16 protein-coding genes are annotated in these 26633 nt (G+C 58.8%); 7 read left to right on the plus strand and 9 right to left on the minus strand.

Features of this window, described 5'->3' with window-relative positions; translation table 11 throughout:
• Positions 1-1155: a PQQ-dependent sugar dehydrogenase gene (locus ASE80_RS16695; protein WP_056859900.1), complete on the plus strand. Its 1155-nt coding sequence runs from the start codon at positions 1-3 to the stop codon at positions 1153-1155.
• 219 nt (positions 1156-1374) lie between these two features.
• Here the strand turns inward: ASE80_RS16695 and ASE80_RS16700 are convergent, their stop codons facing one another.
• Together ASE80_RS16700 and ASE80_RS16705 are read right to left on the minus strand one after the other, a co-directional pair.
• Positions 1375-1854 (minus strand): nuclear transport factor 2 family protein, encoded by a 480-nt coding sequence (locus ASE80_RS16700; RefSeq protein ID WP_056859901.1) that lies wholly within the window; start codon positions 1852-1854, stop codon positions 1375-1377.
• 54 nt (positions 1855-1908) lie between these two features.
• On the minus strand, positions 1909-2472 hold the full coding sequence (locus ASE80_RS16705) for a TetR/AcrR family transcriptional regulator (RefSeq protein ID WP_056859902.1): 564 nt from the start codon (positions 2470-2472) through the stop codon (positions 1909-1911).
• A gap of 125 nt (positions 2473-2597) precedes the next feature.
• Here ASE80_RS16705 and pssA point away from each other — a divergent pair, with 125 nt between their 5' ends.
• The 3 genes from pssA (at position 2598) to ASE80_RS16720 (ending at position 11571) form a co-directional block, all read left to right on the plus strand.
• On the plus strand, positions 2598-3941 hold the full coding sequence (gene pssA / locus ASE80_RS16710; RefSeq protein ID WP_056859903.1) for a CDP-diacylglycerol--serine O-phosphatidyltransferase: 1344 nt from the start codon (positions 2598-2600) through the stop codon (positions 3939-3941).
• A 934-nt stretch (positions 3942-4875) separates the two neighbouring features.
• Complete coding sequence (locus tag ASE80_RS16715) at positions 4876-7536, plus strand: hypothetical protein (protein ID WP_156376416.1); 2661 nt, start codon at positions 4876-4878, stop codon at positions 7534-7536.
• Positions 7537-7704: 168 nt separating this feature from the next.
• Positions 7705-11571, plus strand: coding sequence for a hypothetical protein (locus tag ASE80_RS16720; RefSeq protein ID WP_236708842.1), 3867 nt, complete (start codon positions 7705-7707; stop codon positions 11569-11571).
• A 60-nt stretch (positions 11572-11631) separates the two neighbouring features.
• On the opposite strand, the gene efeO (ASE80_RS16725) is transcribed toward ASE80_RS16720, so the two are convergent.
• From efeO (ASE80_RS16725) to efeU, 4 genes are read right to left on the minus strand one after another with little or no spacing between them, the layout of a single operon-like run.
• Positions 11632-12489 (minus strand): iron uptake system protein EfeO, encoded by an 858-nt coding sequence (efeO, locus tag ASE80_RS16725; protein WP_305891257.1) that lies wholly within the window; start codon positions 12487-12489, stop codon positions 11632-11634.
• Positions 12476-13780 carry an iron uptake transporter deferrochelatase/peroxidase subunit gene (gene efeB / locus ASE80_RS16730; RefSeq protein WP_056859906.1) on the minus strand — a complete coding sequence of 435 codons (1305 nt, stop codon included), beginning with the start codon at positions 13778-13780 and terminating at the stop codon, positions 12476-12478. Before efeB ends, efeO (ASE80_RS16725) begins: the two co-directional genes overlap by 14 nt.
• A 14-nt stretch (positions 13781-13794) precedes the next feature.
• Positions 13795-14997 (minus strand): iron uptake system protein EfeO, encoded by a 1203-nt coding sequence (efeO, locus tag ASE80_RS16735; protein WP_056859907.1) that lies wholly within the window; start codon positions 14995-14997, stop codon positions 13795-13797.
• A gap of 10 nt (positions 14998-15007) precedes the next feature.
• The gene (efeU, locus tag ASE80_RS16740) at positions 15008-15853 is read right to left on the minus strand and encodes an iron uptake transporter permease EfeU (RefSeq protein ID WP_056859908.1); all 846 of its coding nucleotides are present in this window, start codon (positions 15851-15853) and stop codon (positions 15008-15010) included.
• A gap of 167 nt (positions 15854-16020) precedes the next feature.
• On the opposite strand from efeU, the gene ASE80_RS16745 reads away from it, so the two are divergent.
• From ASE80_RS16745 to ASE80_RS30785, 3 genes are all read left to right on the plus strand, one after another.
• Complete coding sequence (locus ASE80_RS16745; RefSeq protein ID WP_056859909.1) at positions 16021-17040, plus strand: AraC family transcriptional regulator; 1020 nt, start codon at positions 16021-16023, stop codon at positions 17038-17040.
• A 131-nt stretch (positions 17041-17171) separates the two neighbouring features.
• A complete protein-coding gene (locus ASE80_RS16750) occupies positions 17172-20606 on the plus strand; it encodes a hypothetical protein (protein ID WP_056859910.1) in 3435 nt (1144 codons plus the stop codon).
• 238 nt (positions 20607-20844) lie between these two features.
• Positions 20845-21225, plus strand: coding sequence for a hypothetical protein (locus ASE80_RS30785; RefSeq protein ID WP_133257291.1), 381 nt, complete (start codon positions 20845-20847; stop codon positions 21223-21225).
• Positions 21226-21286: 61 nt separating this feature from the next.
• Here the strand turns inward: ASE80_RS30785 and ASE80_RS16760 are convergent, their stop codons facing one another.
• The 3 genes from ASE80_RS16760 to ASE80_RS16770 form a co-directional block, all read right to left on the minus strand.
• Positions 21287-21811, minus strand: a complete 525-nt coding sequence (locus ASE80_RS16760) for a hypothetical protein (RefSeq protein ID WP_056859912.1) — start codon at positions 21809-21811, stop codon at positions 21287-21289.
• A 221-nt stretch (positions 21812-22032) separates the two neighbouring features.
• A complete protein-coding gene (locus tag ASE80_RS16765; RefSeq protein ID WP_056859913.1) occupies positions 22033-23448 on the minus strand; it encodes an efflux transporter outer membrane subunit in 1416 nt (471 codons plus the stop codon).
• Positions 23445-26624, minus strand: coding sequence for an efflux RND transporter permease subunit (locus ASE80_RS16770; RefSeq protein WP_056859914.1), 3180 nt, complete (start codon positions 26622-26624; stop codon positions 23445-23447). The genes ASE80_RS16765 and ASE80_RS16770 overlap by 4 nt, the downstream gene beginning before the upstream one ends.
• Between the last annotated feature and the right edge of the window lie 9 nt (positions 26625-26633).

Here is a 26633-nt window from a genome sequence, read left to right on the forward strand (position 1 = left end):
ATGTTTCTACGTAAAACCCTGTTAGCCGCTATTTGCGCAGCCCTGCTGCCCGCGACGGCCGTCATGGCGGCGGATGCCCAGCAGTTCCCCAGCGAACAAGGCAGCATCACCGCCACCCCCATCGTCAAAGGCCTCGACCACCCGTGGGCCGTGGCGTTTCTGCCGGACAAACAAGGCTTCCTGGTGACCGAACGCCCTGGCCATCTGCGCTTTGTCAGCCCGGACGGCAAACTGTCCGCGCCGCTGACTGGCGTGCCGCAGGTGTGGGCCAAAGGGCAGGGCGGTTTGCTCGACGTGGTACTGTCGCCAGACTTCAAGCAGGACCGCCTGGTCTACCTGTCGTATGCCGAAGGCGGCGGCGAGGGTGGTACGGCCGGCACTGCCGTGGGGCGTGGGCGCTTGGCCGATGACTTGAGCGGTCTCAAAGACTTCAAGGTGATCTTGCGCCAGGAGCCCAAGCTGTCGACCGGCAATCACTTCGGCTCGCGCTTGGCCTTCGACCGGGATGGCTACCTGTTTGTGACCCTGGGCGAGAACAATGACCGGCCGACGGCCCAGGACCTGGACAAGTTGCAAGGCAAGGTCGTGCGCATTTACCCGGATGGCCGTGTGCCGGACGACAACCCCTTTGTGGGCCAGCAGGGCGTGCGCCCGGAGATCTGGTCCTATGGCCAGCGCAACCCGCAAGGGCTGGCGTTGAACCCCTGGAGCGGCACGATCTGGGAGAACGAACATGGCCCGCGCGGCGGTGATGAAATCAACATCATCGAGCGCGGCAAGAACTATGGCTGGCCCCTGGCAACCCATGGCATCAATTATTCGCTGACGCCGATTCCGGAAGCCAAGGGCAAGGTTGTGGAGGGCACTGTGGAGCCCCACCACGTCTGGGAGAAGTCCCCCGGTATCAGCGGCATGGCGTTCTACGACGCCGAGCGTTTCAAAGCCTGGGATCACAACCTGTTTATCGGCGCGTTGGCCAGCCAGGAATTGATTCGCCTGCAGTTCGACGGCGACAAGGTGATCCATGAAGAACGCTTGCTGGGCGGGTTGAAGGCGCGGATTCGCGACGTGCGGCAAGGGCCGGACGGCTTCCTGTATGTGCTGACCGATGAGGACAAGGGCGTGCTGTATCGCGTCGGCTTGAATCAGGACTGACAGAGCTCGATGAGCCAATGTGGGAGCTGGTTTGAAGGCCGCCAATTTCTCCTGTGGCGAGCAGGCTTGTCCTGCGTTGGGCTGCGAAGCAGCCCCAGTGAAGGCACTGCAATTCTCCTGAAAAAACTCGGCGTCCGGGTTAGGGGCTGCTTCGCAGCCCAACGCAGGACAAGCCTGCTCGCCACAATAACGGGTTGTGTAGGTACCTATGCGTGTGGCTTACAGGCCCAGGTCAGACAATCCCGGATGATCATCCGGGCGCCGGCCCAACGGCCAGTGGAATTTGCGTTCGGTTTCTTTGATCGGCAGATCGTTGATGCAGGCAAAACGGTTGGCCATCAGGCCGTTTTCGTCGAATTCCCAGTTTTCGTTGCCATAGGAACGGAACCAGTTGCCGGAGTCGTCATGCCACTCATAGGCATAGCGCACGGCGATACGGTTGTCGGTGAATGCCCACAACTCCTTGATCAGCCGATAATCCAGTTCCCTGGCCCATTTGCGCGTGAGAAAGCCCTTGGCCTCTTCGCGGTTATGCGCAAATTCGGCGCGGTTTCGCCATTGCGTGTCCAGGGTATACGCCAGGGACACGCGCTCTGGGTCGCGGGAGTTCCAGCCGTCTTCGGCCAGGCGCACTTTTTGAATCGCCGATTCACGCGTAAACGGTGGCAGTGGCGGGCGTTGTTCTGCTGTCGATGACATGGGGCAGCTCCTATAAATACCAGGGTGTTGTCGAAAGTTGCTCAGCCTGTGCGTTCAAAGCGCCAATAAGGTTCGCGCCATGCATTGCGCATTATCAGCCGCTGTTGAATCGCCCATGACCAGGGCAACGGTAATGGCGCCATCGATCAGGATCAGCAGGTGCGCGGCCTGCCGTTCGGGGTCGGGGGTGCCATGTGCTTTACACAGTTCAAGGGCGTACTCGAACAGTTTTTGTTTATGCGCCTTGGCCAACAGGCGCACCGGGTCTTGGGCGTCGCCGGTTTCGCCACTGGTGTTGATAAAGGCGCAACCGCGAAAGTCTGCCGAGCCAAACCAGGCCTTGAGTGCGCTGAACAGCGCCAGCAGGCGCTCGCCGCTGCCTTCGCTGCGTTCCACTTCCGTGCGTAGCCACTGCATCCAGCGTGCGTCGCGGCGTTGCAGGGCGGCGATGACCAGTTCGTCTTTATTGGCAAAGTAACGGTAAATGCTTTTGCGCGAGACGCCGGCGGTTTTTACCAGTAACTCCATGCCGGTGGCGGCGATGCCGTGGCGATAGATCAACTTCTCGGTGACGTCGAGGATAATGTCGCGGGTTTCATTGCTGTTGATATCGTTCATGGCGTAGACAGTAGAACGATCGTTCTTCTTGGTCAATTAAATTTTTTCCATCTGCCGCGGCGAGACCTGAGCAGCCCCATGGTGTAAGCTCTGTGCCTCTTCGGATTCGACCCATTGCGAGCCTTATGCCGTCGTTCTTCAAACGCTCCCTGTTGCCCAAACTGCGTGGTTTCCCGCTGTCTCCCGACGCCATCGACGTGCTGTCCGGTGCCGCTGCGTACCGCCTGTGCCTGCTGGAAAAAATCGCCCAGGCCACCCAGCGCATCTACATCGTTGCGCTGTACTTGCAGCAGGACGAAGCGGGGCAGGAAATCTACGACGCCTTGCACGCCGCCAAGGCGGCACGGCCCGAGTTGGATATCGTGGTGGTGGTTGACTGGCTGCGCGCCCAGCGCGGCCTGATCGGCGCCGGCAAGCAGCCGGGCAACAGCGCCTGGTACCAGGCCATGACCCATTCCCACGCCAGCGAAGTGCCTGTGTACGGCGTGCCGGTGCAAACCCGCGAACTGTTTGGCGTGCTGCACCTCAAGGGTTTTGTGATCGATGACAGCGTGCTGTACAGCGGCGCCAGCCTGAACAATGTGTACCTGCACAAGTTCGACAAATACCGCTTTGACCGCTATCACCTGATCCACAGCAAGCCTTTGGCTGATTCGATGCAACACCTGGTGGAACACGGCCTGGTTGCGTCCAAGGCCGTGCATCGCCTGGACCTGCCAAACCTGCCGACCACCCGCAGCCTGCGCAATGACATCGGTGACTTGCGCAGCCGCTTGAAGCACGCGGCCTACGACACCACCACGGGGTTGCTGCCCAATGGGCACTTGTCGGTAAGCCCGTTGCTGGGTGTGGGCAAGAACAATCCGTTGAACCGGGTGATCCTCGAACTCATCGCCAGTGCCCAGCATCAACTGACCATCTGCACGCCGTATTTCAACCTGCCGCTGCCGGTGACCCGCGAAATAAACCGCGCCCTGGCGCGTGGGGTGAAGGTCGACATTATCGTCGGCGACAAAACCGCCAACGATTTCTACATTCCGCCCAGCGAGCCGTTCAAGGTGATCTCGGCGTTGCCTTACCTGTATGAAATCAGCCTGCGCCGCTTCGCCAAACGTCATCAGCCGATGATCGACAGTGGCCAGTTAAACCTGCATTTGTGGCGAGACGGTGACAATACCTATCACCTCAAGGGTATGTGGGTCGACCAGCGTTACACCTTGCTCACGGGCAACAACCTCAACCCACGGGCGTTCCGCCTGGATCTGGAAAATGCCCTGCTGATCGATGACCCCAAGGGCGAGTGGCTGGCGCCGCGGCGCACAGAGCTCGCGCAGATCTTCCAGCACACCACGCGTATCGAGCGGTATCAGCAATTGCAGACCCTGGTGGAGTATCCGCCCGCAGTCGGCAAGTTTTTGCGACGGGTCAGCCGGGTGCGGATTGAACGGTTGCTCTATCGGATCTTGTAAGTCGCCGCACTGCGCATAGCAAACTCTCTCACTGCCTTAGCCGTTTTAGGAGTTTGCTGACACCCAGATCAGATCCAGGTTCGTACATTTCTCCCTAGACAGTTCTTAGGGACAAGAGCTCTTGCCACTCACTGGTACAGAGGAACTAGAAATGTCGAACATCTCGCCACTCGTTCACGCTCGCACGTTTACCCCGCCGGTGCTGCCATCTGCACCGGCACCCGCCCATGGCCCCGCGCTCGAAACCGGTACTCGCGGCAAACGCAGCCTGGAACCCGAGTCGCCCTCGTCATGGACACTCCCTGCGTTGCCTACGGTTCCTGCCGAGGCCGTTTCAAGCGCTGACCGCGCCCTGCAGACGGGGCTGGGCAGCCAGGCCTTGCGTCAAGCTACAGACCGCAGAATCCACCTGGCTGCCAATACCTCGATTTTTCCGCTGTTCCATGCTTACCGCCGCTCGTTCAATACGCCTGAGCTCCAGAGCTGGTTCCTGAGCAAGGGCATGGCATTGTCGACGGTGGTGGTCAAGCCCGACTCGGTGACGGGCAGCGTAACCCGTGACGGTGTCACCAGCGTGCAAACATTTACCACCCGCGACGGATCCGGTTGGTGGGAGGCCAGTGCAAGGTTGCGCGCCGCTGCCTGCGGTCTTGATCCTGACGGGGCGGGGTTGCCGTATGCCAGCCTGACCGGCAGCACTTTTTCGCGCAATGCAGTCATGCGCTGGTATGGGGTGCAACCACCCGCGGGTGATGACAGCGTGATGCAAGCTCAGCAAGCACTGGCGGCGGCTGACTGGTCAGCACCCGAAAACAAGGCTGAACTCGGCCTTCGCGTGCAAACAGCCAGGCAAGCGATTGGCGCCCTGGATGAGCGCGCCCATCTGGCAGGCGTCCTGACTCAACACCTCACAGACAAGCCCGATGAGCACGCCGTGGAATTGGCCGGGTTAGCCGTGGCGGTCAGCAGCAGCTCAGGACTGACCCGTAACGAAGCCGGCAAGGTCGGGATCAGCGACGCCTTGCAGGCTTATGGATTGTCATTGCCCAAGACCGTGGGTGAGTTGCGTAATGCCGTGCGCTGGCTGACCACGGTATTACCGCCGCCTGCACCGTTGGGAAATTACTCGGGCCTGTTAGGCCACACCTGGGCACCCGGAGACTTGTCTGCCGCCGATAAAGCCGCCCTGGTTGCGGTGGGAGAGGGCCAAACGGATGGCGACTCGAGCGACTCCATGCTTGTGCTACTCAATACCGGAGGTATCCTCGATCGACATACGCCCGAGCAATTGCGTACTCAAGCCGATCACTTCATCAGCCAGTTGCTCAGTGACCCGCTGGTATTGCTGTTGGGGGATAGCTTGGCGTTTGACCAGCGTTTTCATGGGGCGTCCGGCACCCAGCAGTTGACAGACGCTGAACGCAAGCAGTGGATCATCGCTGCCATCAAACTCAACATTGATCCGCAGGCGGCCGCACGTCCAGGCACAATCGCCGGCTATGACGTGTATCAGTCAGGCAACAGTGGGCGCAGTATGGGCGAGGTTCGCGCGGATCTCGAAGCCCATCTCAAACAGAACAAATTCCTCGATCCCCGCGCCGCGCCGCTCGTGGCCCATTTGTTGCTGGCCAGTGCTGCGCCTGAGTTTCTTGTGCGGGGCATTCCCGACACGCTGCGCATAGGTTCGCCTGAATGGGCAGATTTGCGCCTGGGCGTCATGTTTGCCGAGCGTCAGGGCGGCGCCGGCGTTTCGCGTGCCATGAGTTACGCGCAGGTTATGGCACTCAGCCGGCTGGACCCGCGCACGCCGGAAGAGGCCGCCATACTCGATAATTACGGGATGGACGCATTACTCGATTGGGGCTTGATGCAGGGCGTCTACACCCGACCGGCGGATGGGCGTTATACACCCCGGATGTACCAGCAGGCCAAAGAAGCTTTTGACGCGCAGCGCACGCAGCTCCTTCAAGCCTTGAACCACTTCAATGTGGCGCTGCCGACACGAGAAAAACGCGCGATCGAGAACTTGCAGCCAGTCTTTCCCGATCTCAGCGTTGAGCAAATAAAAGCGCTGCGCGTGTACATTGCAGACCCGAATGAGCGTCGCAACAAGAAGTCGTCGGAGCCGGTAACACGCCCTTTGGTCGAGACGTACATGACCGGCGACCTGGTTGAGGGCCGCTGGATGCTCCTGACGCCGGGGCAGGCGCTGCCGAAATCGCCCACCCGCAAAACCCCGTTTGATTTCAACCAGGGCCTGAGCAAAGCGGACCAGGACGCTATTGATGCAAACGTCCGCGCCCTGAATGCCAAAATCGTGCAGTTACCGAATGTGCAGGCCCAGTTGCCCGCAGAGGTCGACACCTATCTGGCCAACCTCAAGCAGGGCTTGAGCACCGTCACCCAACGCATGATTGCCAACCTGCCCTTAGCTGATCGCCAGGCCCTGGAACTGGGCAAGGTCGAGCTGTTTGCCCTGCGTGAACAAGTGGACGAGGTGCCCACCCTCGACCAGACACCCGATCAGGTGGAGGAGCGGCGGGGGCGCAAAGGGACGGTGATACGTTGCGAACATTTGGGTGTGATCCGCTATTTTGAGGTCTTCCCGGATAAGTTGTTGATCATCAAACGTGATGATCTACCGGACACGTTGACACTGGGCGGTGAACTGCAAAACCACACCAAGGTGTACGGGCGTTGGGCGCCCACCGAAACGAAACTGCAGAACGGTTTAGAGGAACCGTTTGATTTTATGGCTTACAGCTCCGGCGCAGTGCCGAGGTCCGGCGTCAAATCGCCACGCCTGATTATTGAAAAAATCGGGGATACATTGCCCGCCGCGCCGTCTACCGAGCAGAGCGATACGCAAACCGTGGTGCCCAACAGTTTTTCTTCGGCCCGCACCCGGTCGATTGTCGACCGCATAATGTCGGGCAACTTTGTTCATCATCGCGACACCGCGTTGAAGCTCGCTCAGGGCAAGTTGCCGTTGGAGCAACAGCGCGAGCTATCGGCTCACAGGGACCAGGTGCTGCTGGGCATGATTCCGTTCGTAGGGGCAATCATGGATCTGGCCCAGGGCAACATCGTCGAGGGCACGCGAGGGCTGATTATCGACACGGTGGGCGCTGTTCTTGGGGGTGCAGGCTCGACCCTGAGTCCCTTGTTCAAATCCACAAAAGTTGTCGCGCCCTTCGGTGCCAAGGCTTTTCGTGTACTGGAAAAAGGGGTCAGCATCGTCAGTGGTTTCCTGAACCCGCTGGATGGCACGGCGGACCTGCTGACCGGCGCTGCCAGAGGCATTTTCAGCCTGCCTAAACTGCTGGACAAGGTACCCAAGCCTTTGTTGTTGACCACGCTGGGCTCTGTGGAGGAAAAAATGCGTACATGCCTGGGCGTGAGCCGCGCGCTGAATCAACCTCCGGCAGCCGCAAGTCCTGCCGGGCAGAGGGCCACTCACCATGGGCACAATTATTCGGTGCCGGTTCAAGCGGTGCAAATCGGTACTTATTGGTATGCGACAGATCCCACCACTCATTTGCCGATCGGCACCCCGTTGGACGGGTTTAAACCGCTGAACGCGACGGCTGCATAAAAACGCCCCCCAAGCCGGGCCGAGGCTTGGGGGGGTTATTGCCAAGATGTTACTGCCATCTAGTTGAGAAAATTCCTACGGCCCGACTTCGCATTACTTACTAGTTTATTAACCAATTGTTTTTAGGGACGAGAACTCTCATCAATCCAATCGGTAGAGAGACTTTGAATGTCGACAATCCTTGCAAAAGGTGGCTTTCCGGTTTTACCCCTTTCTTCCTCCGCTCAAGTCAGTACCCCAGACTTACCCGCCCCCGATGTACCAGCTTCTCCCTCCGTTATCGCTGTGGCCCCAGGCCCCGGCCCAACTCATACGCATCATTGCAGGTCATTGCGCGAGGTGAAGCTGCAGGAACAGGCAGGCCGGGTTAAACGTGACACTGCCGTTCAAAGCGCAGCGGTGCCACCCGCCAAAGCAGGCAATGTCAGGCGGCGATACCCTGCAACAGCTGACGCTGAAAAGGCGGACATCGCGCTGCAGAAAAGGTTGGTTAACGGGTTGAACACAGGCAAAGCGGATGAAAAAGCCAATCCTAAAAAATCATCCGTAGCGCCCTTCATCGAGATGTACAACCAGGCGGTTAATGAACCATCCGTCCAGGCGTGGTTCCGTTCTCAAGCGTTGAAGCCCGAAACCATACGGGTATTCAATGATTGCGTTGTGGGCGTTGTGGTACGCGACGGTAAAGAAACCTTCCAGCGTTTTTCTGCCACTGATGGTTCTGGCTGGGGGCAAGTCAGTCAAACGATCACAGCCCTGCAACAGGTGCTTTCGCCGAGCAATCTGGGGCTTCCCGCTACTGGCGGTGCCAACGCCATTGGCCGTGACGTGTTGCTGGATTTTTACGGAGTAAAGCCGCCGGAAAGTGAAAAAAGTGCGCACCACCTGGGCAAGCATCTCAAGAGCAACGGGTGGCCCAGGATCACTGCGGCGCGACGCGATGAATGGCAACGCCAGTTCAAAGAGCTGGCCCGGCGCCGCGAGGACAGTGCGGTACGTACACGTGTGGTAGAGCAGTTTCGCTCACAGTTCACGGGTGAACCCGACACGAATGTGCTTCACCTGGATGACCAGAACGTGAAAGTCGACCCGGGCTCCTCACTGGATCAGCGCAGCAAAAAACCGCGCCAGCTTTTTCTTCAGTTTCTGGAGTCGGCGACCTTCCAGGCCTTTTTGAAGAGGGCCGGGTACGATCTTCCAGGCGGTGAGTTCCGGATGCCTGAGTTCAGGCTGTCGGAGGGCGACTTGCAGATGCGTAATCTTGCAGGGGATTGGGTTTCCATGCAGCAAGCTTTCGACGATGAGGTCGAGCGGGCGTCTAGACATGACGACGCTGAAGGGACGGCGGCACGCAAGATGAACGAGGCTTACGACCAGTTAGTGAAGATGAGCAAAAAGACCGGGAACGCTCTGTACTCCACACGCACTTATGATGCGCGTCAGGTCCTTGCGTTTTATGCGCCCGATGTCCCCAAAACCGTCGGCCAGCTGCGTGCGACGATCACGTGGTTAACCACTCAACTATCGCCGCCGCCGCTGGCGGGTGATTACGCAAGCATGACGCCCTACGGCGGGCCGCAGCTGTCTTCTCAGGTTATAGTAACGCTCAAAGGTCGATCGAAGCAGGTCGAAGCGGCGCTCAAGGCCTTTTCCCCCGTGTCCTCTATAGTAACGCTCAAAGGTCGATCGAAGCAGGTCGAAGCGGCGCTCAAGGCCTTTTCCCCCGTGTCCTCAGGCTTTCAATCCTATCCCGACCCGGACAGTCATCTCGCCGCTTTTTTTGATTCGCCGCAGGCCATTGCCATGGCTGAAGACATTGCCAAGTCCATTGGGCTCTACGCTGTGGCCGATGGCCAAGCGTTGACCAGAGCCGATCGCCACCAACTCTTGGCCACCACGCTCAAGTTCTGCGTCGATAGCTCGGTGCCGGGCAAGCGGGGCACCGTGGCGGGCTATGAGTTGTATCAGCCTGGCAATAAGGGCCGTACGCTTAAAGAGGTGCGTGAAAGTGTCGAGAGGCACTTGGAAAGCAAGGGGGTCGACCCTAAGGTTTCGGCCCTGATGGCTCATCTGTTGCTGGCCCAGTCGGCACCGGAGATGCTGGTCAAACGAGACCCTGGCGTCGATGCCGAAAAGGCCAAACTGTTCAACCAGGACCCGGCGAACATCAAGGTCGGCAGCACAGCCTGGATGAACATGCGCCTGGGCTGTGAGATAGCGGGCGATTCACGCTTGAATCTTGCGCAAGTGCTCGCGCTGGCACGCCAGGCGGCTACAGGGCCTAAACAAGAAGCCTTGATCAAAACAATGGGCGTTTCGCCACTGCTGGATTGGGCGGTGATGAACGGCATTTTTCCAGCCACGTCGGATGGTCGCTATTCGACAGGGGATTACGAGGCCGCGTCGAAAGCCTTTTCCGAGCGCGAATACCAGACCCGTGAGGCGTTCAACGCATTGATAAGCGAGCCGCCGACTGAATCAAGCGTGCTGGTCCAACAACTGGTGCTGCTGTTCCCGGAAATGACCGAGGACGAGATTCGCAACCTCAAGGTGCCTGATTATCCCGATACAGGATTTTCCGCCGGTGCATTCAGGTCTGGAAAAACCGACCGCAATCAGAAGTTTTTGATCGATGTGATCTTGATGAATTACAAGGACAACACACCATTGCTTGGCGTCAAAGACTATTGGACGCGTAGCGCGTTTGCTCATACGAAGGTCGACTTTGCGACCTTTAAGGAGCGCCTCAAGCAATTGCCCAGGATCGAGCCATTAGTAGTACCTGCCGTCGATAAATACGTTGCCGACCTCCGTGCAGCGCAGTCAACCGCATTGAAACTGATGATCGCTGACCTGCCCCTTGAAGATCGCAAGGCGCTGGAGTGGGGGAAGATCACGTTCTATAGCCTGCGCCAAGCGACCGGAGACTCGCTGCGCGTTGATCAAGGGCCGGATTCAAAAGTTGAGCAGAACAAAGGCAAGCATGGCCTCTTGCTTCGCTATGAGACTGGCCTGGTCGAACCCAGGTTCGGTTACTACGAGGTTTTCCCAGGGTCCATGACGATGGTCAAGCGACCGGACTTGCCCTCCGAGCTGCCGCTTAACGGTAAGGTGGAAAATAAAACGCTACGCGACAGCCTCCATACCTATGCAGGGCCGGTGATCCAGAATGGCACGACCCAACCGTTTGATTTTGAGGCCTACAGTACAGGCTCTGAGCCGCGTGCCGGGGTAACGTCGCAAGTGATTATCGAGGCGCTTGCAGACCCGATACCCGAGAGGACGGGCCCTATTCATGATCGTGCACCGAACACCTTTGCTTCATCCAAAGTCTCTCAGATAGTCGACAGGCTAATCGCCTATAACTTCAAAGATGACCGTGATGCACGGATCGCCTATGCCAACGAGCCCACGGAGTTGTACAAGCGTAATCACCCTTTTTCCACGAGCAGACTATTTTCCGCTGAAGGTGCTCGGATGTTGCTGAGCCTGATTCCTTTTGTGGGGGCGATTGCGGATTTGGTGGAGGGTAAAACAGAGGACGGCGCGAAAGGCCTGGTGATCGACTTCTTGTCTTTTTTTGCGACCGGCGGGTGGTCGGGACTAAAGGCGTTTGGCAAAGGCTTGAAAATGTTGATTCCCTTCAGTGGAACACCATTCACCTTGGCCGCGCTCAAAGGCGGGGTGACCTACATTCGTGGACTGTTCAACCCATTGGAAGCCATCCCCGGCATTTTCCGTGGAGGGATAAGTAGTGCCAAGGGGCTGGGTAAAGTCGCCAACGGAGTGCCGGTTCATATCGGCTCGAACATTTATCTGCCGGTCACAACGTTCGAGCAATGGCGATGGCTCTCGGGCGCTTCGGAATCGGTAGTGGGCAATCGGGGGAAAAACTTTCCAGGAGCCCGAAAAGGTTTCAGTGGCAGCCAGGAGGTCCTGGCGGTTCAGAAGAACGGCTCGTGGTACGCGATCAACCCCGTAAGCCATAAACCCGAGGGGACACCGCTGGAAAACTTCAAGCCCGCCCCCGTGTAATGTTTGACGCTCAGGTGTTCGGCCGCCCCGCAGGGCTGCACGAACGCCTGGGCGCATCGATCAGTTCAGGCCCAACTTGCCGCGCAGCATCGACAGGTCTTCAGCCAAGGTATTGACCGGGCCAACGAGGGCTTTGCGGTCGGTGTCCTTGACCTTGTCGTAGGTCTCATAACCGCCATCTTTGGTTTTGTACTTGGCGAGGATCTTGTCCACGGTGGCAAAGTTCTTGTCGACCTTGGCCAGGAAGACTTTGTCCTGCTTCTCGATCTGGCCACGGAACAGGTCGACGATTTTCTTCGCGCCGTCGATGTTGCCCTGGAAGTCATACAGGTCGGTGTGGCTGTAACGGTCTTCTTCACCGGAGATCTTGGTGGCCGCCACTTCTTCCAACAGCGCTGCAGCGCCGCCGACGACTTTTTCCGGCGGGAAGGTCAGGCCGTCCACGCGGGTCTTGAGGTCGTTGACGTCGGTGTTGAGCTTGGCGGTCAGCGCTTCCAGACCTTTGGTGGTCTTCTCGGAGAACAGTACGTACTCGATGCGGTGGAAACCGGTGAAGTCTTCAGCGGTCACGCCTTTCTCGTGGTCGTCGACACGTGAGTCGATGGAAGCGTCGAGGTCGCTGAACAGCTCGGCGATCGGCTCGATGGACTCATAGTGCACGCGGGTCGGCGCGTAGAGCTTCTGCGCGGTGGCCAGGTCGCCTTTATTGATGGCGTCAGTGAAGGCCTTGGTCTGGGTGACCAGCTCGCCGATTTCTTCGGTGACGTAGATCTTGTAGTCCGACACCGGGCCTACCAGGTCCAGAGGCGCGGTGGCGGCGAAGGCTGCCAGCGGTGAAAGGGTCAATAGCAACGACAACGCGATAGTCGACTTCTTCATGGGACGTTTTCCGCTCTGGTGTGTTTTAGGTGTTGGCAGTGGTTTGAGAGTGCGTTGCAGCGAGCAGTGTGCGGCCAAGGAAGTCCTTGGGCCCCGTTACCCCCGGCAAGGTGAAGAAGTACCCGCCGCCAACCGGCTTGAGGTATTCCTCCAGGGGCTCGCCGTTGAGCCGGGTTTGCACACTGATAAAGCCTTTCTCCAGGTCAGCCTGGTAGCAGATGAACAGCAGCCCCATGTCCAGCTGACCGTTTTTGTTGACGCCGTTGGAGTAGTTGAACGGCCGACGCAGGATCAGGTTGGCCTGAGTCTGCGGGGTTCGCGGGTTGGCCAGGCGGATGTGCGCATCGAGCTTGGTCAACTTGCCTTCCGGGTCCTTGCTGTAGTCGGGTACCTGGGTTTCTTTGTCGCCGTCCATGGGTGCGCCGGTCGGTTTGATGCGGCCGATGATGCTTTCCTGTTCCTGCAGCGGCGTGCGGTCCCAACGCTCGACGAAGTTGCGGATGATGCGCACGGCCTGGTAGCTGCCGTTGGCGGCCCAGGCCGGTTCGTCGCTGTCGGGTTGTACCCAGACGATCTGGTCCATGGCCTTGGCATCGTTGGAGTTCGGGTTGGCCGAGCCGTCACGAAAACCGAGGAAGTTGCGCGCGCTCTGCGCCGGCTCACCGGGTTTGGCCGGGGCCTGGGGCGGTACGCTGCCTTCCTGTTTCCAGCGCACCAGCAACAGGTCGGGCAGGTTCTTCACGATGTCGCGCAGGGCGTGGATATTGGTGTCCGGGGTGTTCGAGCTGAATTGCAGGCTCAGGTCGCCGTGACACTGCGCAGGTTCCAGCGCGTCGTTGGGGAAGCCAACCATGCGGCTCAGGCGCTTGGGTTTGGCTGCGGCCAGGCCGAAACGCTCATCGAACAGCGATTCGCCGACCGAGACGGTGATGGTCAGGTTATCCGGCGTGACCACCGGGCCGAGGATTCCGGAGTCGGTGGGCGGCAGTTTCGGGTCGACTTGCGGCACGGTGCCGCCGGTCATCAGGAACGCGATGCGCTCATTCAGGGTGCGGAACAGGCGCTCCAGGTCTTCGCGGTCACTGGCCAGCACGTCGAAGGCGACGAGCATGCCGCAGGCCGGGCGCGGGGTGACGATGCCGGTCTGGTGCTGGCCGAAGAAATCGTGGTGGTCCTGGGTCTTGTCACTGCGCGGTGCGGTGGTGACTTGTTCGGCCGCAGCGGCCATGGCCGGGCAGGTCAGGGTGCTGCCGGCAATCGCGGCGCCGGTGGCGGCCATGCCCAACAGGACGCGGCGGCGTTGCGCAGAAAACTGTTCTGAATCACTCATGTCTTAGGTCGTCTTCACTGCAGGCCGGAAAGGCCAAGGGCGGGGTCGATTCCATCGAGTGCAACGGCCAGAGCCTTGGCCTTGTCGGCGATCTGCTTGCGCTGATCGGCCGTGACGCTGTCGTAGCGGCGGTACTGGCCGTCGACTTTCAAACTGTTGAGTTGGGCATCGAAGGCCTCCAGGGCGCTGTCGATGTTTGGCAACAGGCCCGCCGCCGATTTGGTCAGCAATGGACGCATCAGGTCGACCACCTTGCGGGCGGCCTCCAGGTTGGCGGCAAAGCCGTTCAAGTCGGTATGGCTGTAGCGCTCCTCTTCACCGCTGGCGGCTCGCACATCCGCCAGGCTGTTGAGGTTGCGCACCACAATGCTGACCAGTTGTTCCGGCGGCAGTGATTGCGCAAGCAGCTGTTGCTTGAGGGTGGTGACGTCAGTGAGCAGGCGCTCGGCGACCGGGCCGAGGCCATCGAGGCTGCGCTGCTGGAACAGGCTGTATTCGAGGCGATGGAAGCCACTGAACGCCGGGTCTTGCTCGCGTTTTTCGAAGTAATCGGCGCGGGCGTTGATCGCGTTGTCCAGTTCCGCCAGGCGTTGCGCGGCCGGAGCCAGGCGCTGATACGCCTCACGGGCCGGTACATACAGCGCCTGCGCCTGGGCCAGGTCACCGGCGGCAATGGCTAGCTGCAGCGCGGTCACGGCCTTGACCAGCGCACTGCCTTGGCCGCTCAGGTACACCCGGAACTCCGACAGTGGGCCGATAAACGCCACCATCGACGGCTTGGCCCTGGCCTGCGCATCGGACGCAGCGGTCGGGGTCACATGCAGCGTGCCGCGCGGGTTGCTCAGCAGGCCGCAGGTGATCGCATAGTCGCCGGGCAACAGGTTGGCGTTGATCACCTGGCTCAGGCCCGGCGCGATATTTTCGCGTTCTTCGATCACCAGCACGCCGTCGAGGATTTCCCATTCCACCGCGCGGTCGGAGCGGTTGATGATGCGAAAACTCGCGCGCCCGGCGGGCACGCTGATTTCATTCGGCTCGCAGGCGTGGCCGTGAATGGTCACCGCGATTTCATTGTGGTTGGTCTGGCGCTTGGCGGCAGCCAGTTGCGACGCGTAATAAAACAGCGCACCGGCGGCGATCATCACCACCACCGAGCCGGCCACTGCCCAGCGCAGGGCGCGCGACGGCGGTGCCGGTTGAAGGGTTGGGTTGGACAAGAGACGGTCCTTACTGGCTGGAAACGGAAGAAGGTTGGGCGACAGGCTTGGCGGGGGGCGAGGGCAGGAAGAACATTACCAGCGCCACCACCAGATAAATCAGGTAGGCACCCAGGGTGCTCACGGTCGGCGCTTCCTGGTAGCCGAACATCCCGGCAAGCACTGAACCCAGCGGGCTGTCCATCGGCAGCACGGCACTGAAGTCGAACAGCACGGTTTGCAGGTGGTTCCACACCCCGGCTTCGTGCAGGGCCTGCACCGAGTTGGCAAGAATGCCGGCGGCCACCACCAGGATGAACAAACCGGTCCAGCGGAAGAACGCGCCAAGGTTCAGGCGCATGCTGCCGGTGTAGATCAGGAAGCCGACGATAATTGCCAGGATCAAGCCGAGCAGGGCGCCAATCGGTGCGCCCGGGCCTTCGCTTTGCTGGAACACCGCAAGCAGGAAAAACACAGTTTCCAGGCCTTCACGGGCCACGGCAAAGAACACCATGGCGATCAACGCGATGACTTGGTGCCTGGAGCCGGCCAATGCGTGATCCAGGGATTCGTGCAGGGAATGCTTGATGGAGCGCGCCACCTTGCGCATCCAGAACACCATGGAGCTGAGGATGCCGACGGCTACCAGGCCGACGATACCTTCAAACAGTTCCTGTTGTTTCTGCGGGAACTCCGCGCTGACCAGTTCCAGGCCACCGCCTACCAGCAGGGCCAACGCGGCGGCCAGGAACACACCGATCCACACGGCGGGCATCCACTGGCCACGGCCGGTCTGTTGCAGGTAACTGGCGATAATGCCAACGATCAATGCGGCTTCAATGCCTTCGCGCAGCATGATTAGAAAAGGAACGAGCATTCGGCACCGCATCAAGGCTGGATAGGATGCTAATTTGTAACATAATGATACTCATTACTAAACAGCCAATATGGACCTTTGCTGAACTGCGGCTGAACGGTGGTGGCGAATCGCAACCGCCCTTATGATGCACCCCATCTTTTGCAGCATTGAATAGCCCGATTCCCATGGCGGAAAAAGACACCATCTCCATCCATCTTGTGCGCGAAGCCCTGCTGCAAAGCTGCGCGCCCGGCGCGGCCACGGCTGAAGCCTTGAGCAAGGTCGGGATAGACCCTGCGTTGCTTGAACAGCCCGACGCGCGTGTGCCCGCCACGGCCTACGCACGCCTGTGGCGCTTGTTGGCGCGGCGTATGGACGACGAGTTTTTTGGCATGGACCCGCGCCCACTCAAGTCCGGCAGCCTGGCGTTCCTGTGCCGCGCCGCGATGGCGCAACCGAGCCTGGATGCCGGCCTGGAAACCGGCCTGGGTTTTCTGTCGTTGATGCTCGAGCAGATGCCCGCACAACTGGTGCGCCAACAGAGCCTGGCAGAAATCGTCTTGCTCGAACCCGAACCCAAACGCGCGTTTACCTATTTCACCTACTGGATGATCGTCCACGGCGTCGCCTGCTGGCTGGCGGGTCGGCGGATTCCGATCCTGGCCATTGAACTGCGCTGCCCGCCACCGGAGTTCTGCGACGACTATCGCGTGATGTTCTCCGACAACCTGCGCTTTGGCCGGCCACGCACGCGCATGATCTTTTCTGCCGACTGCCTGGACCTGCCGATCAAGCGCAGCCCGGAAGAACTCAAGCGTTTCCTGGCGCATGCGCCGGCCAACATACTGGTCAAATACCGCGACCCGACGAGCCTGGCCAATCGCATCAAACATGACCTGCGGCATATGCCTGCCAATACTTGGCCGGAGACCGAAGGCTTGGCCGCCAACCTGTGTATATCCGCGTCGACCCTGCGTCGCCGGCTGGCAGATGAGGGCCAGACTTATCAGGGGCTCAAGGATAGCGTGCGCAAGGAATTGGCGATTGTGTGGCTCGCCGAGGCCGATATCAGTTTTGTTGAAATTGCCGTGCGCCTTGGGTTTGCGGATGTCAGCTCCTTTTACAAAGCCTTCCGCAAATGGTCCGGCTCAAACCCTGGGCACTATCGCAGTCTGATCCTGAGTGACGCGTTGCCGTCTGTGTGACGCAGGCTTCTGCGCAGGCCCTCTGGAGGTAATGTGTACATACACTTGCTCCGCCCAGCTTCGGAATAAGCCGATCCATTTGCAAGGGGCGGTTCTCGGACTATTAGGCTCCTTTCTCTGGAGTACGTTTGATGAGCTTGTCCCGCATTGAATCAGGCAGTAGTGCGCTCTCCCACCGATCAAATCCGCCACCCGGTGAGTTGATCCTGGCGACGTCGATCGCTCGATCGGGCCAGCCGGCGGAGGATGTTAAAACAGACGCTGACGCTGAGCTGGCCGCATTGCTGGCGGATAAGCACCAAGACGATTGGCGCTTTCAAGACCTTTCACCCCAGACGTCGATTGGCAAGTGGAGGGGCCATTTTGTTGATGCGTGGAACTCGCCGTCCATGCAGGCTTGGTTAAGTGCGCAAGATTTCGGGATATATTCGCTGCACATAGTGGGGTCCACCCTGACGATAACCGCGTTCGATAGCGGCAAAGTCACGACGTATACCCCATCTGATGGCAGCGGTTGGTGGCCGGCCGGCCGGCAGGTGATTGCCAGTGCTGCCATCCTTGATCCGCAAGGAAAGGGCCTGAACGACACTCTGACCAAACCTTTGCCCTCTGAGATCGCAGCGTTCTACGGGGTTCGCTGGCCAATCAGCAGTACCGATGCCGCAGCACTCAAAACCAACGGTTTTCCGCTGATACCTGTGGAGGAAGACCCCCTTCGTTCACCTGAAATGCGCAAGCTGGCAGAGCGCGAGTTCATGGATGTCGAAAATGAACGCGCATGGATAAAGACGCTGCTCAGTCAGATCAAGGGCAAGCCAGACGACGAGGACATCGACCTGAGGACGATTTCCCAGGTAATTGATCCGCGATCGTCACTGGCCGTCGCCAATCGCTCTGGGCTCAAGATACTGAAGGCCTTGATGCGTGATCCGCTGATGGCCCCCATCTTGAGCGCCAACCACGCAGACAGGAATGCCCGGATTCGGCTTGAGAATGGGCAGTTGTTAGTGCGCGCCAACGGCGCACCCGGATCGTGGCGTAACGTGACCGAGCAAGTTCTGGCCGATCCAGCGCTCGCGCAACGGCTCAACAGTGCCATTGAGCACTCCCAGGCAACCGGGAAAATAATCAGATCACAATCAATCACTGATCTATGGCAATTGCTTCGATTTGCAACGTCGAGCGACCTACCGGCCATCAATACGGTGAGCGAGTTGCGCAACCTGTTGAACTGGAAACTCAACCCGCTGCCACCAGAGCCCGCGCTGGGCAGCTATGCCCGCAATTTTCTGGAAGACAAGCAATCACCTGACTGCCTGACCGAGACGCAACGTATCAGGGTCCGCCGGTCAGCGCCCGGCACCAGCATACCGCCACCGCTGACACTGCTGGATTGCTCACCCAAACCCTGGGCAGGCCTGAGCCCAGAAGACATCCGCCAGCAGGCCGACGAACTTATCAGCCAGGCATTGACTCAAGGCGCAGGACTGAAGCGCTGCGAACCCATTCTGGCAGCACTCAAAGATCCGTCGGCGGCGTCCGAAAAGTCTTCGCCCAGTTATCGCAAACAAATGATCCTGACCCGTGATCTGCTGGTCATTGATCCAACCCTGGGCACGCAGCGCAATGTTATTGGCGGTTACAACCTGTATTCGGCATCGAACACAGGCAAAACCCTGTTCGAGGTGCGTACTGAGCTTGAACAGCACCTCGCCAGGGAAAAGCAACTGCCTCTCGACCAAGCCATACTGGTCACGCATGCGTTGTTATCGACCGTCGCCCCCGAGTTTCTGGTGAAGGGCGCCGAGACCGTACGTGTGGGGACGTTGTCACTGGTCAGCCTGCGTGTACAAGTGGCACTGGTGGAAATGGTCTCCCAAGGCAGTTCGCGCCTGATGAGCGCAGAACAACTCAGCGCTCGTGCCTCATTAACGCCGATCACACCTGAACACCAACAGTTAGAGGTGATGCACAGTGCCGGGCCGATATACGACTGGGCCCTGGCCCAAGGCGTCGTGACCGAGGAGGATGATTATTCCTCCATGGCACAGATTACCGCGTTGAATACTTACAACGAGCGTGTGCAGGACAGTGGGTTAATGGCCACCAGTCTTGATGAGGCCAGGTCATCGCTTAAAACCCGCATGGAAGCGGGTGAGCAGGAGTTGGAGCGGGTGTGCCCTGGCCAGAGTGAGTTCTTTAATAAACGAACGGTGCTGTTCACGCCCAAGTCGTTACTGGTTAATGCACTGCCATCAAGCAACCTTGCGGACGCACTCGCTCGCCTGTGGAGAGGCCCCAACACCACGGCCCTTGGGCTTGTATCTGGGCCTTGTTCGATCAAGGATCTTTACTTGTCAGGCGTGTTGACCGCTGAAAATATAAACACGCAGGACCTGAATTTTGTTAACCCTCTGGATAAAGCCGCCTTTGAGGCGCTAAAGCGTCAACTGGTGAAGCTGAAGCCGATCCAGGCGGTGTTTGATGTGCCTTTCATGCTCGGGCTTAACAACCTGGAAAACTATCAGGTCATTGCCGCGAAAATGCTGCTGAGCGAACTGCCCGTTGAAGACCGGCGACGGTTGGAGTTTGGCGAGGTCACTGTCTATGGTGCTTCGACTCAGGAGGGAGACCTCAGTCAAGAAGAGGCACAGCAAAAAATAGGCCCGATTCTATTTCTCAGGGATGGGTTGGGCGCCAAGTGTTATGAGCTTGACCCCACCATTCATCGCTACGTAGAGCGCCCGGAACTGGTCGATGCGATGACGTTCATGAGCGATTCGGGTACCCGTTCCTTTGGCAGAATCATGCGCCGGCGTCTCAACCCGACATTGCCGGTTGATATTGACGTCAAAGCGCACTTCCCCGCGAAGTCAAAGCGTCAGGGTGCATCAGCGGGTTTGCCCAACACCTATGCATCGACGCGGACAACTGAAGTTCTCAGGGTGCTGCAATTGGGCAACTTGCTTGTCGACCCCCAGCTTCTGACGAAACAAGCTGCAGGCACGACGTATAACGAAGCCGTTCAGCAGCGCTTGGACGCCATCGATAATTTCGTTATCAATACCCTGATTCCGTTCAAAGGCAATATCGAAGAGATCGCCTCCGGTGACCGCCGTCGTGTTGCCCTGGGCGCTATTGGGTTGGGCCTGGAAATTGTAGGGGCTCTGGTGGTGGTCGCCACTGCGGTTGCGGGCGTCGCCAAGGCCGCATCGATAGCCACGCGGTTTGCAAGTGTCGGTAAAGCCGTGGTGTCGATGTTTAATTTACCGGGAGCCGTGGCGGGCACGGCGAAATCCTTATTTCGGCTCACCGCAATGGGCGTCAGAAGCATGGGCGTGAACGTACCGAAAACAGTCGCCAAAGGGCTCGCTGATTTCAGCAGACTGGTGTGTGGCGGCAAAAACGCTCAGAAATTATTCAGGCTCTCGCCCCGTGAGCGTATGGGCAAAGAGGTCAATAACTTGATGGGAAATATCGCCTTGCCGAACACGATTAGAGGCACGGGAGATTTTGCCGAGCAATCACCGCCCCAAGTGTCTAAAGGCAGCAACATCGGCATTTGATGTTGGATAACTTGAACGGATTAAATAACGGGCAGGCGGGATTAGGAAAAACCTGACTTAGCCCTACTGCCAGGTATGACAGAGCGCTCCTTAATGATTTTAGGAAGCGACTGGCATACCCGGCTTGATAGTTCACTCACAGTGGGTGGCATGATTCCTACCGATATCACGCTCGGAGCGGATGCGGGTCAGGTGTCTGGCTTGATCAACCTGTCGTTCAACTGTGAGGGTGAACATCATGAAAAGGTTTTTTGCATTGTCGGTTCTGGCGTGGGTGTTTTTGTCGTTTCAAGTGTCTGCGGGGTGTTGGAGTATTACGGATACGTATACGGGGATTATTGAAGCCGACAGTGAAAAGATTGCGTATGGGCCATTCGCAATCACCTCTGCCAACGGATGTTTGAGCGCTAATATTGACGTCACCCTTTCTGCTGTTGATCGCGGACGGCCGCCGCAGTTGATTCTACAGCAAGCAGTGGGTGCTTCTTGGAATCAAGTCGCCGGGAATACGGGGAGTAACGTACTCTACAGTGGCCCATTCGGCAGCTATCGAGTGATCATAAAAAACCCTGATGCCACGTCAAAAGTCTACTTGGGTACTGTCAAATACGGCCGTTGAGTGGACCGTTATGCAGTGGGCGAGGGCTATTTTCTGGCTCACTGCAGACCTTACACCGCCTTCAAGCTTGCTCGTCCAGCGCCAGTTTGTGACTGGCTGAGTTGGCGAAGTAGGCCAGGGCGCCTACGGCATGATTGGCCGCTATCATTCCTTGCTTCCATCGCAGATTGTCCGAATTTGAATGCACAGGATTATCTTCTAAAAACTGACTGTACTCTTCAAGCCTCTGATTGAATAAGGCGACCGCGTTATAACGCACGTGAGTGTTTGCCTGGTTTCCTTTCTCGTCAAACGCCCCGTTTCCACTGATGAACATTCCGAAAGCCACTTCATCAATGGCGCCGCTGTTATAGAGCCGTCTGCCCACCTTTTTCAGCTCGTCAGTGCTGATGGAGGTCATGTCGTAATTTTTTAAAAAATCCTTTAGCTGGTTAACCTCTTGCGCGCTATCAAGTTGAAGCGCTGCCGATGCTTCAGGTGCATCCGTCACGGTAAACGCATTCTTAACTTCATTCGGATTTTTGATCACAACAGCAGCGGTCGCCTTGGACTGTTGCATCGGTTCGGTGGTCCACACGATTGCCATGTTCTTACCCTCCAATGACCGGAAACTAAAATCTAGAAGCACCCTGAGTGCAATGCACCGCTGTTTTCAGCTTGCACTGATAATCGGAAATGACTGGCGAGGGACTACAACAGTATCTGACGTCCATACCTTTCAAATTAACCCAAAAAAAAGCCCCGCGACCGAATGAGCCGCAGGGCTAAAAATTGGCTGGATGCGACCAACCAAAGGAGCTCGTTACATCACTTGCTGCTGGCTACGACCGTGTCCGGCTGCCAGCCACCGCCCAGGGCCTTGTAGATCGCGACGATGCCGCGATACAGGTCCACTTCGGCCTGGGCCTGGGAGTCTTCAGCCGCCAGGCGCTCACGTTGCGCATCGAGCAGCACCAGGAAGTCCACGGTGCCTTCGCGATAACGGATTGCGGCGAGGTCAGCGGCAGCACGGCTGGATTCACTCTGACGAATCAGCGAGACCAGGCGCTGCTGGCGCTTGCCGTAATCGCTGAAGGCATTCTCCGATTCTTCCAGTGCCAGCAACACTTGCTGCTCATAGGTCGCCAGGGCGCCATCGGCCTCGGCATTTGCACCGCGCAACCGTGCACGCACGCTGCCCAGGTCAAAGGCGGCCCAGGTAATGCTTGGGCCAAGGGACCAGGCATTGGCGGCAGCCGAACCAATCTGCGAACCGCGCCCGGCGGTGAAGCCGAGGAAGCCGCTGAGGCTGACCCGTGGGAACAGGTCGGCCTTGGCCACGCCGATACGCGCGGTGGCGGCGGCCAGTTTGCGTTCGGCGCTGAGGATGTCCGGGCGACGTTGCAGCAACTGGCCGGGGTCGCCGATCGGCAAGGCCTTGGCAATCGCCGGCAGGTCTTTGGGGCTCAGGTCTACGCTCAGCTTGTCGGGGCGCTGGCCGAGGAGGGTGGCGATGCGGTTACGCTCGCGCACTTGCTCGGCTTGCAGTTGCGGCACACTGGCTTCAACCGCCGCCAGGCGTGCGTCGGCGCGTTCCACATCGAGCTGATCGCCAACACCCGCATCACGCAGGCTCACAGTTATGGTGCGCGATTCCTGCTGGTTCTTCAGGTTGTCCAGGGCTATACGTTCACGCAGTTGCGCACCACGCAGTTGACCGTAGGCATCCACCAATTCGGCAATCATGGTGACTTGCAATTGGTACAGGTCGGCCTCGGCGACCTGTTGGTCCGCATCGCTGGCCTCGAGGTTGCGGCGGATGCGGCCGAACAAGTCGACTTCCCAGGCCATGTCCAGGCCCAGGTCGTAGCGCTCACTGTTGACGCGTTTCGTGGTCTGGCCCGGGATCTGGCCTTTGCCCACGTCGCTGCTGGCGCGAGAGGTGACGACCGGCATGATGTCGGTGGCCACGTCATCACGGATGGCGCGTGCCGCCCGCAGACGGGCGAACGCCACACGCAGGTCGCGGTTACCGCTCAACGACTGGGTCACCAGTTGGTTGAGGGTCGGGTCGTCGAACTGCTGCCACCAGATGCCTTCGTACTTGGCGTGGTCATAACTTTTGGTGTCGGCGGCGGCCGTGATATTGGCCGCCTCCAATTTTTCGGTTTTGTAGTCCGGGCCCACGGCGCAGGCGCTCAGCGCCAGTACCAGCAAGCTCGGCAAAAATACTTTCACGCTCATTGCTGTGTCTCCAGCTTCAAGGCCTTGGCCGCTTTGCGTGCTTCGCCGCGCTCCACATAACGACGGATCAGGACGTAGAACACCGGGGTCAGCAACAGACCGAAGAAGGTCACCCCGATCATCCCGGAGAACACCGCCACACCCATGGCATGCCGCATCTCGGCACCGGCACCGCTGGACAACACCAGGGGCACCACACCCATGATGAAGGCGAACGAGGTCATCAGGATCGGCCGCAGACGCAAGCGGCACGCTTCCAGTACCGCCGCCAGCGGATCGAGACCTTCCTGCTGTTTATCCTTGGCAAACTCGACGATCAGAATCGCGTTCTTACACGCCAGGCCCACCAGTACGATCAGGCCGATCTGGGTAAAGATGTTGTTGTCGCCGCCGGAAATAATCACCCCGGTGATGGCCGACAGCAGCGTCATCGGTACGATCAGGATCACCGCCAACGGCAGGCTCCAGCTTTCGTATTGGGCGGCCAGTACCAGGAACGCCAGCAGTACGCAGAGCGGGAACACGAACAGCGCGGTATTGCCCGAGAGGATTTGCTGATAGGTCAGGTCGGTCCACTCGTAGGTCATGCCGTTGGGCAGTTCGTCTTTAAGCAGTTTTTCAATCGCTGCCTGTGCCTGGCCGGAGCTGTAGCCCGGTGCGGCGTTGCCGTTGATTTCGGCGGTGATAAAGCCGTTGTAGTGCATCACGCGGTCCGGGCCCGAGGTGTCGCTGACCTTGATAAAGGTCGCCAGCGGGATCATCTCGCCCTTGTTGTTGCGCACTTTCAGCTGGCCGATCTGATCTTCATCCTGGCGGAACTGCTGCTCAGCCTGCACGTTGACCTGGTAGGTACGACCGAAGCGGTTGAAGTCGTTGGCATACAACGAACCCAGGTAGATCTGCAGGGTGTCGAAGATGTCGCTGATCGCCACGCCGTGGGTCTTGGCCTTTTCGCGGTCAATGGCGGCATCGACCTGGGGCACGTTGACCGTGTAGCTGGTGAACAGGCCGAACAACTCAGGTACGCCACGGCTTTTGGTGATGATGTTCTGCACTTCTTTGTACAGCTCGTCATAACCCAGGTTGCCACGGTCTTCGACTTGCAGGCGGAACCCGCCGATCGTACCCAGGCCCTGTACCGGCGGCGGTGGGAAGATCGCCATGTAGGCTTCTTCGATGCTGCTGTATTTACCGTTCAGTGCGCCGGCAATTGCGCCGGCGGACATGCTCGGGTCTTTACGCTCATCGAACGGCTTCAAGGTCACGAACACGATGCCGTTGTTCGGGCTGTTGGTAAAACCGTTGATCGACAAGCCGGGGAAGGCAATAGCGCTTTCCACGCCGGGCTGTTTCATGGCGATGTCGGACATGCGTTTGATCACGTCCTCGGTGCGGTCCAGGCTGGCGGCGTCCGGCAATTGCGCGAAGGCCACCAGGTACTGCTTGTCCTGGGCCGGTACGAAACCGGTCGGCGTGTGGGCAAAGCCCAACCATGTGAGCACCATCAGGCCGGCGTACAGGAACAGCGCGATGCCACTGCCGCGAATCACCCGGCGCACGGTGCCTACATACCCATGGCTGGCTTTGTCGAAGAAGCGGTTGAACGGTTTGAACAACCAGCCACCCAGGATCTTGTCGAGGAACCTGGAGAAGCCGTCCTTGGGTGCGTTATGACTTTTAAGCAGTACCGCAGCCAGTGCGGGCGACAGGGTCAGCGAGTTGAACGCCGAAATCACCGTCGAGATCGCAATGGTCAAGGCGAACTGCTTATAGAACTGCCCGGTCAGGCCACTGATAAAGGCCGCGGGTATGAACACCGCACAGAGTACCAACGCAGTCGCGATGATCGGGCCAGTCACTTCGCTCATGGCCTTTTCAGTGGCCGGGAACGGTTCCAGTCCCAACTCGATATTTCGCTCGACGTTCTCCACCACCACGATGGCGTCGTCCACCACAATACCGATGGCCAGTACCAGGCCGAACAGCGACAGCGCGTTAAGCGAGAAGCCAAACAGGTGCATGACTGCAAACGTACCGATCAACGATACCGGCACCGCCACCAATGGAATGATCGAGGCACGCCAGGTTTGCAGGAACAGGATCACCACCAGCACCACCAGGATCAGTGCTTCGAACAAGGTGTGGACCACGGCCTCGATGGAACCGCGTACGAACACGGTCGGGTCGTAGGCAATGCGGTAATCCATGCCTTCCGGGAAGCTCTTTTTCAGCTCCGCCATCTTGGCGCGCACTTCATTGGAGATGTCGATGGCGTTGGAGCCAGGGCGCTGGAAGATCGGAATCGCCACGGCCGGCTGGTTATCGATCAACGAGCGCAGGGCGTATTGACTGGAACCCAACTCCACCCGTGCGATGTCTTTGAGACGCGTGATTTCGCCGTTAGCGCCAGCACGAATGACGATATTTTCGAACTCTTCCTCAGTGACCAAACGGCCCTGAGTATTGACCGACAGCTGGAAGCTGGTGTCGTTGGGCGCAGGCTGCGCGCCCAGCGCACCGGCCGCTACCTGACGGTTCTGTTCACGAATGGCCGTGACCACATCGGTGGCGGTCAGGTTGCGCGAGGCGGTCTTGTTCGGGTCCAGCCATACGCGCAGGGAGTAATCGCCCATGCCGAACAACTGTACATCGCCCACGCCACCCAGCCGTGCCAGCTCATCCTTGATATTGAGGATGGCGTAGTTGGACAGGTAGAGCATGTTGTAACGCTGATCCGGGGAGGTGATGTGCACCACCATGGTCAGGTCAGGAGACGCCTTGTCCACGGTGATACCGATGCGCGTCACTTCCTCAGGCAGTTTTGGCTGCGTGCGGGTCACACGGTTTTGCACCTGTACCTGCGCGTTGTCCAGGTCAGTGCCCAGGGCGAAGGTGATGGTCAGGGTCAGCTTGCCGTCGGCGGTCGACTGCGAGGACATGTACAGCATGTTCTCGACGCCGGTGATGGCTTGCTCCAACGGAGCGGCCACGGTTTCACCGATGACTTTGGGGTTGGCGCCCGGGAAGTTGGCACGTACTACCACGGTAGGCGGCACCACTTCCGGGTATTCGCTGATCGGCAATTGGAACAGCGAGATCGCACCGGCGATCAAAATCAACAGCGACAGCACCGCTGCGAAGATCGGCCGCGAAATGAAGAACTTGGAAAAATTCATCTTGAGTTG

This window comes from Pseudomonas sp. Leaf15 (assembly GCF_001421425.1).
GTDB classification, from domain to species: Bacteria; Pseudomonadota; Gammaproteobacteria; order Pseudomonadales; family Pseudomonadaceae; genus Aquipseudomonas; species Aquipseudomonas salomonii.